The 14,385-nt window shown below is 66.8% G+C and carries 10 protein-coding genes; 6 read left to right on the forward strand and 4 right to left on the reverse strand.

Going from position 1 to position 14,385, the window contains the following annotated elements:
• Positions 1–166: 166 nt before the first annotated feature.
• Both ACVILH_RS20490 and ACVILH_RS20495 read left to right on the forward strand, forming a co-directional pair.
• Entirely contained in the window at positions 167–1,156 is a 990-nt protein-coding gene (locus tag ACVILH_RS20490) for an oligopeptide/dipeptide ABC transporter ATP-binding protein (RefSeq protein ID WP_434875581.1), read from the forward strand.
• A complete protein-coding gene (locus ACVILH_RS20495) occupies positions 1,153–2,127 on the forward strand; it encodes an ABC transporter ATP-binding protein (RefSeq protein WP_456714507.1) in 975 nt (324 codons plus the stop codon). Before ACVILH_RS20490 ends, ACVILH_RS20495 begins: the two co-directional genes overlap by 4 nt.
• Before the next feature lie 339 nt (positions 2,128–2,466).
• On the opposite strand, the gene ACVILH_RS20500 is transcribed toward ACVILH_RS20495, so the two are convergent.
• Positions 2,467–4,170, reverse strand: coding sequence for an EF-hand domain-containing protein (locus ACVILH_RS20500; protein WP_456714508.1), 1,704 nt, complete (start codon positions 4,168–4,170; stop codon positions 2,467–2,469).
• 1,234 nt (positions 4,171–5,404) lie between these two features.
• Between ACVILH_RS20500 and ACVILH_RS20505 the strand changes: the two genes are divergently transcribed.
• Entirely contained in the window at positions 5,405–5,776 is a 372-nt protein-coding gene (locus ACVILH_RS20505; RefSeq protein ID WP_456714509.1) for a tRNA-binding protein, read from the forward strand.
• Positions 5,777–5,790: 14 nt separating this feature from the next.
• Positions 5,791–7,752: an alpha amylase C-terminal domain-containing protein gene (locus ACVILH_RS20510; protein WP_456714510.1), complete on the forward strand. Its 1,962-nt coding sequence runs from the start codon at positions 5,791–5,793 to the stop codon at positions 7,750–7,752.
• 308 nt (positions 7,753–8,060) lie between these two features.
• Here the strand turns inward: ACVILH_RS20510 and ACVILH_RS20515 are convergent, their stop codons facing one another.
• Positions 8,061–8,990 carry a sugar kinase gene (locus ACVILH_RS20515; protein WP_456714511.1) on the reverse strand — a complete coding sequence of 310 codons (930 nt, stop codon included), beginning with the start codon at positions 8,988–8,990 and terminating at the stop codon, positions 8,061–8,063.
• Positions 8,977–10,014: an SPFH domain-containing protein gene (locus ACVILH_RS20520; protein ID WP_456714512.1), complete on the reverse strand. Its 1,038-nt coding sequence runs from the start codon at positions 10,012–10,014 to the stop codon at positions 8,977–8,979. Before ACVILH_RS20520 ends, ACVILH_RS20515 begins: the two co-directional genes overlap by 14 nt.
• A gap of 109 nt (positions 10,015–10,123) precedes the next feature.
• On the opposite strand from ACVILH_RS20520, the gene ACVILH_RS20525 reads away from it, so the two are divergent.
• The gene (locus tag ACVILH_RS20525) at positions 10,124–10,876 is read left to right on the forward strand and encodes an NUDIX hydrolase (RefSeq protein WP_456714513.1); all 753 of its coding nucleotides are present in this window, start codon (positions 10,124–10,126) and stop codon (positions 10,874–10,876) included.
• 407 nt (positions 10,877–11,283) lie between these two features.
• Here ACVILH_RS20525 and ACVILH_RS20530 read toward each other — a convergent pair whose 3' ends face one another.
• Positions 11,284–11,835 carry a hypothetical protein gene (locus tag ACVILH_RS20530; RefSeq protein ID WP_456714514.1) on the reverse strand — a complete coding sequence of 184 codons (552 nt, stop codon included), beginning with the start codon at positions 11,833–11,835 and terminating at the stop codon, positions 11,284–11,286.
• A gap of 256 nt (positions 11,836–12,091) precedes the next feature.
• Between ACVILH_RS20530 and ACVILH_RS20535 the strand changes: the two genes are divergently transcribed.
• Positions 12,092–14,191, forward strand: a complete 2,100-nt coding sequence (locus tag ACVILH_RS20535; protein ID WP_456714515.1) for a methyl-accepting chemotaxis protein — start codon at positions 12,092–12,094, stop codon at positions 14,189–14,191.
• Positions 14,192–14,385 lie beyond the last annotated feature (194 nt).

The following is a 14,385-nucleotide window of genomic DNA, read 5'->3' on the forward strand; positions in this document are numbered from 1 at the left end:
ATGAACACGCCTCTTGGCGTGTTCATGGTCGGTGTGCAGGACCCCTTCGGGTGCCAGAACCTCATGGTGAGGAGCGCCGCGCCGAGATGATCGTTGTATTTGGCAGTCGCAATCCGCGGCGCGTCTCGAACCATGAGGCCCCAAACTGCGGCCCGGAGCTGAACTGATGCCGCTGCTCGAGGTCGAGAATCTCCAGGTCCACTTCCGCACGCCGACCGGCATCAACCGTGCGGTCGATGGCGTGTCGTTCCACGTCAATCCCGGCGAGACGCTCGCCATCGTCGGCGAGTCCGGCTGCGGCAAATCAGTCACCTCGATGTCGATGATGCGCCTGATCCCGGAGCCGCCGGGCAAGATCGCGGGATCCATCAAGCTCGAGGGCCGGGATATCCTGACGCTCTCGGACCGAGAGATGCGCGCGCTCCGCGGCAACGACATCTCGATGATCTTCCAGGAGCCGATGACGAGCCTCAACCCCGTGCTGACCGTCGGCCGCCAGATCGGCGAGACCCTGCGGCTGCACCAGGGGCTCGACCAGGCGCAGGCCGAGGCGCGCGCCGTGGAGATGCTGACCTTGGTCGGCATTCCCGAGCCGGCACGCCGCGTGCGCGAATATCCGCACCAGCTGTCGGGGGGCATGCGCCAGCGCGTGATGATCGCGATGGCGCTGGCCTGCAATCCAAAGCTCCTGATCGCGGACGAGCCGACCACCGCGCTCGACGTCACCATCCAGGCGCAGATCCTCAAGCTGATGCTGGAATTGAAGCAGCGCGTCGGTGCCGCGATCATCCTGATCACCCACGATCTCGGCGTCGTCGCCGAGGTCGCCGAGCGGGTGATGGTGATGTATGCGGGACGCAAGGTCGAGGAAGCCCCGGTGAAGGAGCTGTTCCGCAGTCCGCGCCATCCCTACACGCAAGGCCTGCTCGGCGCGCTGCCCAAGCTCGGCTCGTCACTGTCGGGCGAGACCAAGCGCCTCGCGGAAATTCCCGGCCAGGTGCCGGACCTCAAACAGCGCATCGAGGGCTGCGTGTTCGCCGGCCGCTGCGCGCTGGCCACGGATCTCTGCCGCCAATACGCACCGGGCCTGGAACAGAAGGCCGCGCATCACATCGCGGCCTGTCACTTCGCCGCCAAGGAGCAGGCCGCCGCATGACCATGCCGCTGCTCCAGGTCAACGACCTCAAGAAGCATTTCCCGATCTCGGGCGGCCTGTTCGGCCGCACCAGGAGCAAGGTGCATGCGGTGGACGGCGTATCGTTCGAGATCGCGCGCGGCGAGACCTTGTCGCTGGTCGGCGAATCCGGCTGCGGCAAGTCGACCGTCGGCCGCGCGATCCTGCGGCTGTTCGACATCACCGGCGGCCAGATCGTGCTCGACGGCCTGCGCATCGACGATCTCGGCCCGCACCGGCTGCGCGAGATGCGCCGCCGCGTCCAGGTGGTGTTCCAGGACCCGTTCTCCAGCCTCAATCCGCGCATGCGGATCCGCGACATCCTGGGCGAGCCGATCAACAATTTCGGCCTCGCCAAGAGCGCCGCCGAGCGCGATGCCCGCATCGCCGAGCTGATGGAGATCGTACGCCTGCCGCGCGACGCGGTGAATCGCCGTCCTCACGAATTCTCCGGCGGCCAGCGGCAGCGCATCGGCATTGCGCGCGCGCTCGCCGCCAAGCCCGACCTCATCGTCTGCGACGAGGCGGTGTCTGCGCTCGACGTGTCGGTCAAGGCGCAGATCGTCAATCTGCTGCAGGATTTGCAGCGCGAGTTCGGCCTCGCGCTCTTGTTCATCAGCCACGACCTCGCCATCGTCGAGCACATGACGCACCGCGTCGCGGTGATGTATCTCGGCAAGATCGTCGAGATCGCGCCGCGGCGGCAGATCTTTGCGAGCCCTGGCCATCCCTACACCAAGGCGCTGCTCTCAGCCGTGCCGGTGCCGGAGCCCGGCGCCGAGCGCTCACCGATCATCCTGAAGGGCGACGTGCCGAGCCCGGTCAACCCGCCCAAGGGCTGCCGCTTCCACACCCGATGCCCGCTGGCCTTCGACCGCTGCCGCAGCGAAGTGCCGGAACTCAGGCTCAAGGGCGAGGACCAGTGGGTGGCGTGCCATCTGGAGAATGCGTGACACGTAGCCGGATGAGCGCAGCGATATCCGGGTTCTGATGAACAGTGCGGTTGCCTCTACCGACGACCCCACTCTCCGCCGTCATTCCGGGGCGGCGCGAAGCGACGAGCCCGGAATCCATAGCCACAGGATCGCATGGGGCGCGAGATGGGCGTGGCCTCTGTCTTTGCCACGCGACCGGTCGGAGTATGGATTCCGGGCTCGCCCAGCGGGCGCCTCGGAATGACGAAAAGGGGGACCGCGGAAGTCGGCGCGGTGCGTGCCGGGACGGCCTGTCCGACACATCGCGCGCGACCCAGCTTCTTGGTCCGCGGCGGTGCCCCACCAACACCCTTCCGACTAGTGGCACGGTCCAGTCGAGCCGCGGATCGGCTTCATGTCGGATTCCGACAGCACGCAAATCTCGCTCAGGTCGCCGTCGGGCCGAGGAACGTCGCTCGGCAAGGTGAAGGTGCCGGTCGCGCCGGCGGGAATGCGCAGCTTTTCGGTGATGCGGAACTTTTCGGGCCAGGTGAACGGCTCGTAGTTGCCATTGATGATGCGGAAGCCGTGGCTCTTGGCGGTGATGCGCAGCGCGCCGGTGTCGACCAGTTCGGCGAGGCCCGCGCCGCCGGGCAGCACCGTATAGGCGCCGGCCTGATGCGCGGAGACCACCGTGGCCGGGTCGATCTGGGCGATGCCTGCCGGATAATCCTGCTGCACTTCTTTCCAGAGCAGCTCGCCGCGTCCAGGCTGCGGCAACTGGATGGCATTGCGCACCGGCCGGTCGGCGAAATGCCGGGTGGCGGGGATGCGGTACGTGCCGGCGCTGTGCTCGCCGCCGATCTCGTCCGCCGCGCGCCCGAGCAGCAGCGCGGCGCTCTCCTGCGCGCTGTTGTCCTTCATGCTCGTCTCGGTCGCCGGCACCAGGCAGCCGGTGTGGGCGGTGAAGCGGATCTTCTCGCGTGGGACGCCGATGACCCCGACCAGCGGCCGGCCATTGCCCGGTGCCGCGGCTGCGTCGTTGGAGGCGACGCGCTGCTGCGCGGCCTTCTCCAGCGTCGCCTCGCCATGCGCCACGATGCCGGCAATGCGCTCGGTGGCGCCGACGAGGTCCCAGATCATGCTGCGGCCGCTTGCCAGCGCCAGAATCAGCGGCTCCGGCCCCGGCGCGATCTCGACCGTGGCCACCGTGGTGAGTTGGTCCTGGCTGCCGATCCAGGCCTTGGACAGCGCCTTGCCTTGATTGGCGCCGAGCAGCACCAGGCGGACGCCCACAGGCGCGGGCGGCACGTCGCAGCCGGCCACGGCTGCCTCCAGCCGGACGCGCTTCGCCTGCATCTCTCGCGCGCGCTGCGCTGTCTGGCGCATGTCCTTGAGGCGGGCCGCGATATCGGCGATCTCGGCGGCGGAGATCACGCCGTCATGGTCGCGGTCGATCATGTCGAACTGCTCGCGGATCGCGGTCTCATATTCGGCCAGCGACACCGCGCCATCGCCGTCGCGATCGAGCGTCATCGGCACATATTGGCTGCTCGTGCTCTGCTTCCAGCTCTTGCTGGCCTGGTCCGCCTGCTGCTGCCCTTCCTGCAGAATTTCCTGCGCGGTGATGACGCCGTTGCGGTCGGCATCGGGCTTCAGCGCATCGGCGACCAGCTTGTCGAGCTGCAGCCGCACCTGCTGCGGCGTCGGCTCGAGCTGCACGCCATTGGCCTGGATCATCTGCCGCGCCCGCGGCTGCATCACCGCGACGATCTCCTCGCGGGTGACCGCGCCGTCGCCATCGAGGTCGTAGGCGAGGATCTGGGACATCGCCTGCGATCGCCGCTGCGCCGCAACGATCCGGCGCAGATTGTCGATGCCCGCCGCGGTGACGCCGCGCTCGTCCGGATTGCTGATGTAGAACGCGGTCATCAATTGCGCGCGTATCTGCGCCCAGCCGACATCTGGTCGCAGCAATCCGCTCATCCTCTCGACGATCCATTCCGGGCTGGCCAGGGCCGGCGTCGCCAGGGCAAGACTCAGCACGGCTGCGCCACCGACAATCATGAGCTTTCGTCGCATCTCGAACTCCGGCACGGGATCTCGACATACTCTGCCGCAAATCCTTTAAACGAGCCGCCGGTCATTGCTTAAAATTGTTTGCCTGCACGCCGGCCGGGAGATTGCAATGCATGGGGCCGCGCGCGGCAGTGAATTCGCCTTCATAAAAAAGACTTTACGAATATCGGAAATCATGCTCTACTCCCCGCCATCCCGTCCCACTCGAAGGGGCGTTGCGCGCGATCGTCACGACACGCGGGGCGGGGAGCGGTGGCCGCGTTTCTGCCGGCAGCGTGCCTTCGGGCGCGCCGACGAACGGCAGAGCGCGGACGTGAAGTCGCAGCGTGCTGGCACCCCGATGCTGGTGTCTCCCGCGCAATGCATGAGCATTGTCGCGGCATGGTGGCCAGAAAGCCCGGCGCACCAGGCAGACTGCGTATAAGCGTGAAGACCATCGCGCAGGGAATGCCGGAATGATCGGCTGAACCTGTGGTACCTGCCGCCTGCACTTTTTTCCGCAGGCGGGCCATGGGCGAGGCCATCGTCCGGCATTCCCTGCGCCCTTCGATTCTGAAAGGGCGGGATGGATCAGCAAATCCCGGGCATGCGTGCCGCGGCAATGCAAAGTCGTGTCTCTGGCCAGGAGAGATGCCAATGAAGCGCGATGCTAGTCCGACATCCGTCATTGCGAGCGCAGCGAAGCAATCCAGAGTTCCGCCCACCATCCTGGATTGCTTCGCTGCGCTCGCAATGACAGAGGAGGTCATTTGCGCTGTCGCGAAGGCCGACGGCCATGTGCGGAGGGCAGTTGGCTGTGGCTCAACTCTCGCATCAGGCTCAGCGCGTCCGCCGCCCTCCGCTGTCGTCCCGGGCAAGCTCGCCGACGCGGAGCGGCGGCGGGCGCCGACCCGGGATCCATACGCCGTGTCGGTTGTTGGCTTGCGCAAGCCTCGCCATCTCGTGTCACGGCATGGTCCTGTGGTTATGGATCCCGGCTTGCGCCGGGATGACGGCGGAGGGTGTGGAGGCAGCGCGGCTTTGCCGAGGGCAGGGTCCGCGGTGCATGCCGTGCGTCCTGCGACCCATCCGCCACACCGAACCGGCCAACCATCGCGCCAGCACGCCATCCCCAGGCCGGTGCATTGTCACCGCCCGACCCGGCGACTAGAAATTGATCCGGTTGAGGAATCTCCAATTCGCGCCGTGCCGGGAACCACGATGCCCGCCGGCCTGTCCCGCGTTCGAAGAGGTCGCCATGCATCTCGCCCATGATCCGACAGCACCCGCGGCGGCCACGATCAGCTTCGACCAGTTCCTGGCGGTCGACATCCGCGTCGGCACCATCGTCGCCGCCGAGCCGTATCCGGAGGCGCGCAAGCCGTCGCTGAAGCTCACGATCGATTTCGGCCCCGCCATCGGAGCCAAGCGCTCGAGCGCGCAGATCGCCTCGCTCTATGATCCGGCCACGCTCGTCGGCCGCCAGGTCGCGGCCGTCGTCAACTTCCCGCCGCGCCAGATCGGCAAGTTCATGTCGGAGGTGCTGACGCTCGGCTTTCCCGATGACCAGGGCAACGTCGTGCTGTTCCAGCCGGACAAGACCGTGCCGAACGGCGCGCGGCTGTTCTGAGCGGGGCGCCGGCGATGGATATGCTGCTGGAACCTGTTACGCTGCCGCCGTTCCCCGAAGGCATCCGAATGTCCTTGAGGCAGATGCATCTTCTCCAGGCCCCCATGGGCGGCACCCTGGTGACCGGAGGCGCCACCTTCCGCGTGTTCGCGCCGCATGCCGAGGCGGTCTATGTCTCCGGCCCGTTCAACGACTGGGCGCAGGATGCGAGCTGCCGTCTGGCGCCGATCGGCAACGGCCATTGGGCGATCTTCGTGCCGTCCTTAAAGGACGGCGATGCCTACATGTACTTCGTCGAGGGCGAGGGGACGTCCGGCTACAAGCGCGATCCGCACGCGCGGCTGCTGACCGTCGATCCGCCGTTCCCGCAGGCGCATTCGGTGCTGCGCAACCCGCAGGCGTTTCCCTGGCATGATCAGGACTTTACGCCGCCGCCCAACAACGAGCTGGTGATCTATCAGCTCCATGTCGGCACCTTCGACATGAAGGCCGGCAATCCCGACGGCTGCTTCTTCGACGTCATCGAGCGCGTGCCGCACCTGAAGAAGCTCGGCGTCAACGCGATCGAGCTGCTGCCGGTGCAGGAATTCCCCTCGATGTTCAGCATGGGCTACAACGGCACCGACCTGTTCAGCCCGGAAACCGATTATGGCGAGCACGAACAGGCGCATCTCGCCGCTTACTTCGCCCGTACCAACGAAATCCTCACGGCCGCCGGCGCCGCGCCTTACGCCGATATCGACGTGGTCAGGCATTGCGACGACCAGCTGCGCGCGCTGATCGACGTCTGCCATGTCCATGGCATCGCCGTGCTGTTCGACGTCGTCTACAACCACGCCGGCGGCGGCTTCGACGAGGCCAGCATCTGGTTCTTCGACCGCCAGCCTTACGGCGATCCCAACCGCAGCCTGTATTTCACCGACCAGGGCTGGGCCGGCGGCCAGGTGTTTGCCTATTGGAACGCCGACGTGCGGCAATACCTCGTCGACAACGCCATCATGTTCTGTCGCGAGTACCACGCTGACGGCCTGCGCTTCGACGAAGTCAGCGTGATGGACCGCTTCGGCGGCTGGGCGACCTGCCAGCAGCTCACCGAGGCGCTGCGCGCGGAGAAGCCGGACGCGATCCAGATCGCCGAATTCTGGCCGGTCAATCCGTGGGTGGTGAAGGACATCGCGCAAGGCGGCGCCGGCTTCGATGCGACTTGGAGCGATGGCCTGCGGCTCGCCGTGCGCGGCGCCATTGCCAGTGCGGCCGGCGGAGCAGGGGCTCACGTCGCCATGCAGCCGATCGCCGCCGCGATCGCCGATCTCGGCCTGAGCAATCGCTGGCGCGCGGTCAATTCGATCGAGAACCACGATATCGTCTATGCCGGCCGCGAGCCGCGCATCCCGCGCCTCGCCGATCCCGTCGACAGCCGCGGCTGGTACGCCCGCAGCCGCTGCCGCGTCGCCACTGGCCTGCTCCTGACCGCGCCCGGCATCCCGATGCTGTTCATGGGCCAGGAGCTGTTCGAGGACCGGCCCTGGAGCGACACGCCGAGCCCGGACACCACGATCCAGTGGGCGCTGCTCGACGGTGAGGACAAGATCACCGCGGATGCGATGCGCTTCACGTCGGAGCTGATCGCGATCCGCCGCACCCATCCGGCGCTGACGTCAGAAGGCTGCGCCATCGTCCACGTCCACGACGCCAACCGCGTACTCGCCTTCCACCGCTGGGACGGCCGGGGCGACGACGTCATGGTGATCGTCAGCCTGAGCGAAACGCCGTGGCGCGACTACGCCATCGGCTTTCCGGCCGGCGGCACCTGGCACGAGGTGTTCAACAGCGACGTCTATGACAACTGGGTCAATCCGGGCGTGGTGGGCAACAACGGCGCGGTCACTGCGAATGGCCCGGCACTGCACGGCCAGCCCAACTCGGCGATGGTGACGATCCCCGCGAATGGCGTACTGGTGTTTGCAAGGAAATGAGAGCGTAGGGTGGGCAAAGGCGCTGCACTGCTCTCCCGACGAATGAGATCGCAGAGGCGCCGTGCCCACCATCTTGCCGCGTGCGCGTTGATCGACGGTGGGCACGCCGCCGCCTTCGGCGGCCGCTTTGCCCACCCTACGGTCCCAGGCCGCATGGCGATGCGTGAGAGATGGAAGCCTGTCTCTCCTCCGTTATTGCGAGCGTAGCAATCCAGGATGATGGGCGGGACTCGGGATTGCTTCGCTGCACTCGCAATGACGTGGTGAGAGCGGGGCACGTCATCGGCGGAGTGATTTTCGGAGGCAGACTACACAATCAATCGCCCCTGCCGCTCGGCAATTCCGATCACGGCCTCCGTGCCGGCATTGAAATCGAGATGATCCGCCTCGATTCCATCCGAGAAGATCACGCCGTTCTCGGGCATCAGCGAGCGCAGGCGCAGGGTCTCGGCGCCGTCGAGTCCGCCGCACACCAGCGAGGTCTGCGACGTCTTACTGGGGAACGGCTCGCGCACGGCAAAGCGGAGAGCGCGGGCGTCCCAGGGCAGGGCGGTGTAGTCGCCATCGCCGTGGCTGCCATAGCTGCCGGCGATGGCCAGCGCGCCGGTGACGATGCTCTTGAACCAAGCGGTCGAGCCGAGTCCGGTCGCCACGATCAGGCCACTCGACGACTGCCGCTCGTGCGCGTCGCGCGTGGCGATCTCGTAGCGCGCCGAGACATGCGTGCGCGCGCCGATGAAGAGGTCGTTGACGGCGTACAGAACCTGTCCGTCGGCGAGGCTCGCGCGCGCCATGGTTACCGCCTTGGCCGCGCGCTTGTCGGCGGCCACGTCAGGCAGCAGGCTCGCGAGATCATCCGGCGCGAACGGCAGCAGCACGCCGTCATGGCGCTGGGCGTCCGGGTTGAGGCCGAGCAGCGGCTGGCCGTCGAGATATTTCATGGTGTTGGCGACCAGCCCGTCGGGGCCGAGGGCGGCGACGATGTCGGCGGGGCCGAAGATGAAGTTCGGCAGGAAGCCGCGGTCGACGATCTGATAGCGGCCCCAGCGCTCCAAGGTCTGCGTCGCCGTGGCGCGCGCGGCCTGGTAGGCCGCGTGCTCGCGTTCGTAGTCGGAGAAGTCGGCGCCGAGATGCTCGACATAGAAGCGGGCCTGGTCCGCCGTGAGGAACTTTGCGATCAGCTCCTCCAGCCGCGTTCTCCTGGTGACCATGATCACCTTGCGGTCATTGCCGGACACGGGGAGCCTCCGCGGGCTTCTGCATCAGGCTGTTCAGCAGCTCCGGTGAGACGTTGAGCTGGCCGATCTTCTCGGCCTTTTCGGCGAGCCCGGAGAACGCCTGCGCGATCAACTGGCCCGGCTGCATGCCGGTCGCGGCCAGCGCCTGGATCACGCGGGTGTCGACGCCCTCGAAGATCTTCATCAGCGCGCCGACCCGATAGGCCTCGGCATCGGCGAGGGTGCGGGTGTTCGCTGCATTTAACGACACGAAGTCCTTGCGCTTGGCCTCCAGTCCGATGTCCGCGACCATGCCGGCCTCGCGCAGCTCGTTCTTCTTCGCGGCGACGCTGGCCTCCGCATCCATCTGCGTCTCGCGGATCGAGCGCTTCTTCTGCTCGACCGCGATCTCGGTATCGAGCTCGCTCTCGCGGATCGCCCGCTCGCGCTCGACGGCAAAGTTGCGCCGGGCGAAGATGGCCTCGTCCGCGGTCTTCAGGATCGCCTCGCGCGCCTCGGCTTCCAGCGCCTTCGCGGTCTCCGGCGTCGGCTTCACCGCGCGCACGGCGACGCCGAGGATCTCCAGCCCCAGCGCATCGATATCGGCGCGTTGCTTCAGTCCGGTCGCGATCGTCTCCGCAATCCGGTCGGAGGCACGCAACGCCTCCTTCAAGGTCATGTCCTTGACCGCCTGCTGCGCCAGCACCTCGACCGCGCCGAGCACGCGCTGCGGCAGCTCCTCGGGGTCATCGGACTCGTAGGACTTGCCGTCGCGCTTCAGGGTGAAGTTCAGCATCGCCGCCGCCTTCCTGGGCTCGCCGATGCGGTAGGTGACCTGGCCCTGGATCGTCAGCGTCTGAAAGTCGCGGGCGATCTGCTGGAAGATGAAGGCGGCGTCGCGGCTGCCGATGGGGACCGCGACCAGCGAGGTCGCGGGTCCGTAATAGAAGGTGGAGAGCCCGGCGCCTTCCTCGACGATCGCGCCGGCGCGGTACTTGAGCAGATAGGTGGTGGGCTGGGCCTTGATGAAGCGTAAGCCGAACATGGCGGCCTCCTGTGGTGCGATGGCGTAAGTGTGTCACGCCAACTAAGTAAGTTGGACAGTACAACTAAGTATGCTAGTGTCAAGCGGCAAAATCGGCGGGACGAACGGTATGGCGGGACGGCAGGATCAGGGCGGTGGGGCACGGAGCGGGGCGGCGGCCAAGCGGGCCGGGCTGGATTTCCCGCGGCCGCTGACCACGGTCGACATCGTCATCTTCACGATCCGGCTCGAGGCGCTGCACGTGCTGCTCGTCCGCCGCGGCCATGCCGAGGGCGAGCCGTTTCCGGACGCGTTCGCGCTGCCCGGCGGCTTCGTCGACGTGACCAGGGATGCCGATCTCGCCGCCTGCGCCCGGCGCAAGCTCGCCGAGAAGACCGGCGTGGTCAGCCCGTATCTGGAGCAGCTCGGGAGCTGGGGCAGCGCCACGCGCGATCCGCGCGGCTGGTCGGCGACGCATGCTTATTTCGCGCTGATCCCGGCCTCAGCAGCGGAGGCCGCATTGGCGGCCGATGCCCAATGGTTTCCGCTTCAAGGCGCCGCCGTAAAGCCGAAGCTCGCCTTCGATCATGCCGAGATCATGCAGGCCGCCGTGCAGCGGCTGCGCAACAAGGTCGAATACACCTCGCTGCCGGCCTATCTGATGCCGGAGGAGTTCACGCTCCCCGAGTTGCAGCGGACCTACGAGATCGTGCTCGATCGTCCCCTGGAGAAGAGCGCCTTCCGCACCCGCATGCTGTCAGCCGACCTGATCCAGCCGATCGACAAGATGCGCAAGGGCCCGAACCGGCCGGCCCAGCTGTATCGCCTGAAGAAGGCCGCCGCGCCGGTCTACTTCGCGCGCACGTTCAACGCGCCGGAGTGACGCTGGCGTAGCCCGCATGAGCGAAGCGACATGCGGGATCAAACGAGGAGGATGGGAGAACCCGGATGTCGCTGCGCTCATCCGGCTTCGGTGTTCGCGAGAGCATAAGGAGCGTAGGGTGGGCAAAAGCGATGCACTGCTCTTTCCACCAATGAGATCGCCGAGACGCCGTGCCCACCGTCTTGCCGCTTGCGCGTTGATCGATGGTGGGCACGCCGCCGCCTTCGGCGTCCACTTTGCCCACCCTACGGCACCGCGCTCGGAGCGGCGATATGCGAGCGAGGGACATTCGGTCTCTCCTCCGTCATTGCGAGCGCAGCGAAGCAATCCAGGGTGGTGGGCGGGACTCTGGATTGCTTTGCGGAGCCTGTCATCCGGCCGGACGGGCTGCGCGGCGCAAGACTTGGTCAGGCCGAAAAATCCACCACCAGCGATTTGCTGGTCGAGGTCGACGAGCTGGTGCCACTGGCGCTGTAGGACGACGTCTTGCTGCTGTTCGAGCTCTGCAGCGCCTCGAGCAGCTTCTTCAGGAGCTCCTCGACCTGGGATGAGGAGTCGGACGAATCCGATGACGAGGTGATCGACGTGCTGTCGGTGCTGGAAGCATCGTCCGGCGGCGGACCACCGGCGCCGCCCGGACCGCCGGAGAAGGCATTGGCGAACACGTTCTTCAGCTCGGTCGCCTGATCGGAGGTGAGCTTGCCGCTGTCGACCTCGCTCTGGATGAGATCGTCGATCTTCGACTGCATCTCCTTGGGCGAGGGTGGCGTGGAGCTCGTCGATGACGACGAGCTGCTGCTGCCGCTCTTCAGCGCGGAATCGATGTCGTCGAGCGCCGACGACAGCGCGGTCTGGTCGGTCGAACTGACCTTGCCAGCCGAGACTTCCTTGGTGAGCTCCTGCTTGAGCAGATCGAGCGGCGAAAAGCCGCTCATGGAGGAGGCAGAGATCGACGTCATGGCGTGCTCCGAGGGTTGTGACATCAAACCTGCCTTCAGGTGTGATTGTAAGGTTTAACAGCTCCTTGTTCCTGATGTCCGGATGTGTCTCGACTCCCGTCGCACACAAAATGAAGCAACAAAGATCGCGATACCCGTAGAACTCCGGTGCGACCGGGAGGGGGCCGCTATGCTTACCGGCGGGCTTAAATGGGAGGGAAAATTAATCAGACCCCGCGATTGTTCACTCAACAAATCATGGGTGGGAATCGGACCGATGCGACTCTTCAACGGCCTGACGATACGAACGATGCTCGGGGTCATCATCGGCGCGCTGGCGCTGCTGCTGATCGGAAGTCTGGCAAGCGGCCTGTTCGACGCCTTCGGCCGAACCCAGGCGGCGCAGCGCATCGCCCGGCTGGCGGGAGCGGACCAGCAGCTGTTCAACACGCTGATGGGATTCCGGCTGGAGCGCGGGACGTTCTTGGCGACGCTGGTGGCCGAGGGAACGGCCGATACAGCAGCCGACACCCGCATCACCAGCAATCGCCAGATCTCGGAGGCCGCCTACAAGCAGGTGCAGGACGCGCTGTCGGGCTTTGCCGACGCCAAGATTGCCGGACGGCTGAGCAGTCTGGTCGCGGCGCATGACCGTCTCGCCGCGGCTCGGCCCGACGCCGAACGCGCCATCCATCAGCCCAAGGCATCGCGCGACATGCAGGCGGCGGATGCGTTCCGCAAGGCTGCGCAGGACTATCTCGACGCGCTGCTGCTGATCGCCGCGGATCTCGAGGAGACCATCAAGCTCGTCGATCCCGTCGTCGATCAGATGGTCTATGTCAAGCAGTCGGCCTGGGCGGCGCGCAATTATGGCGGCCAGTTCGCCGTGCGCATCGAGAACGCCGCGGCCTCCGGCAAGCCGTGGAGCCCGGCGGAGATCGTCGGCGGCGCCGAGGAATCCGGCCGGCAGATGCAGGCCTGGAGCCAGGTCGTTGCCGCTGCCGCGCGGCCCGATGCGCCGGTCGCGCTGGTCGAGGCCGTCAACCGCGCCAAGCAGCCGGAGGCCGCGGCGATGGCCGAGCAGCAGGCTGGTTTGGTCAAGGCGCTGCGCAACAACCAGGTCATCGATTTCAAATTCGCCGAATTGTCGAAGCTCAACACCGCACTGCTGTCCTACAGCGTCGATGCGGCGAATGCCGCGCTCGCCGAGATGGTGGCGGTGGCCGGGCGACGGATCACCGAGGCGCGTGAAAGCCTGGTCCTCAATGCGGTCATGATGGTCATCGCGCTGGCGGTCGCGCTGATCGGCATGGCGGTGGTGCAGCGCCGGATCTCGGCGGCGATCCGCTCGCTCGATGCGGCGATGCGCCGGCTGGCCGACCGGGACTACACGATCGAGCTCGCCGGGCTCGATCGCCGCGACGAGATCGGGGAGATGTCGCGCGCGGTCGCGGTGTTCAAGGAGAGCATGCTCGCGGGCGACCGGCTGGCGCGCGAGAGGGAGGCCGAGCAGGCGCGGCGCGAACGGCGGCAGAGCACGGTTGACCAGCTGATCCGCCAATTCGAAGCCACCGTCACGACGTCGCTGCAGACCTTGACCTTGGCCTCCAACGAGCTGAGCGCGACCGCGCAATCCATGTCGACCACGGCCGACCAGGGCCGCCAAAAGGCATCCTCCGTCGCCGACGTATCGCAGCGCGCCTCGGGCAACGTGCAAATGGTGGCGGCCGCCACCGAGGAGCTGTCGGCGTCGATCAGCGAGATCAGCCGCCAGGTCACCGAGTCCACCTCGATCGCCAGCGCAGCGGCGACGCAGGCCGAGAAGACCAATGACGAGGTGCGGGCGCTCTCGGATGCGGCGCAGCGGATCGGCGACGTCGTCGCCCTGATCAGCGGCATCGCCGAGCAGACCAACCTTTTGGCTCTGAACGCGACCATCGAGGCGGCGCGCGCCGGCGAGGCCGGCAAGGGCTTTGCTGTGGTCGCCGCCGAGGTCAAGACGCTCGCCAACCAGACGGCGAAGGCGACCGACGAGATCACCTCGCAGGTCGCCGGCATTCAGAGTGCGACCAAGGCCTCGGTCGACGCCATCCAGGCGATCTCCTCCACGATCCACCGCGTCAACCAGATCGCAGGCGCCATTGCAGCCGCCGTCGAGCAGCAGGGCGCTGCGACGCGCGAGATCGCCCGCAACGTGCAGCAGGCGTCGGAGGGAACCAACGCGGTCTCGCAGAACATCTCGACCGTGTCGGAGGCCACCGCCGCCACCGGACAGGCCGCCGGCGGCGTACTGGACTCGGTGCGGACGCTGTCGAAGCTGTCGGCCGATCTGCGCCGCGACGTCGACCAGTTCGTGAGCCAGCTGCGCGCGGCGTAGTGCTGCCCCGTAGCCCGGATGAGCGCAAGCGACATCCGGGTTCAACTCCACCGCCTGTGACGAACCCGGATGTCGCTGCGCTCATCCGGGCTACCGCCGTCATCGGCAATGCCGCATGTCGTGAGCGCAGTGCTCGCACGGCCGAAATGGTGTATCCGCGAGTGACAGGCGGCGCCCCGCGGGGCATGTCCGCC

The sequence above is a fragment of the Bradyrhizobium sp. USDA 4353 genome, assembly GCF_054063215.1.

Coding starts and splice junctions, on each gene's coding strand:
- ACVILH_RS20490 (WP_434875581.1), top strand. CDS start 167: ATGCCGCTGCTCGAGGTCGAGAATCTCCAGGTCCACTTCCGCACGCCG.
- ACVILH_RS20495 (WP_456714507.1), top strand. CDS start 1,153: ATGACCATGCCGCTGCTCCAGGTCAACGACCTCAAGAAGCATTTCCCG.
- ACVILH_RS20500 (WP_456714508.1), bottom strand. CDS start 4,170: ATGCGACGAAAGCTCATGATTGTCGGTGGCGCAGCCGTGCTGAGTCTT.
- ACVILH_RS20505 (WP_456714509.1), top strand. CDS start 5,405: ATGCATCTCGCCCATGATCCGACAGCACCCGCGGCGGCCACGATCAGC.
- ACVILH_RS20510 (WP_456714510.1), top strand. CDS start 5,791: ATGGATATGCTGCTGGAACCTGTTACGCTGCCGCCGTTCCCCGAAGGC.
- ACVILH_RS20520 (WP_456714512.1), bottom strand. CDS start 10,014: ATGTTCGGCTTACGCTTCATCAAGGCCCAGCCCACCACCTATCTGCTC.
- ACVILH_RS20525 (WP_456714513.1), top strand. CDS start 10,124: ATGGCGGGACGGCAGGATCAGGGCGGTGGGGCACGGAGCGGGGCGGCG.
- ACVILH_RS20530 (WP_456714514.1), bottom strand. CDS start 11,835: ATGACGTCGATCTCTGCCTCCTCCATGAGCGGCTTTTCGCCGCTCGAT.
- ACVILH_RS20535 (WP_456714515.1), top strand. CDS start 12,092: ATGCGACTCTTCAACGGCCTGACGATACGAACGATGCTCGGGGTCATC.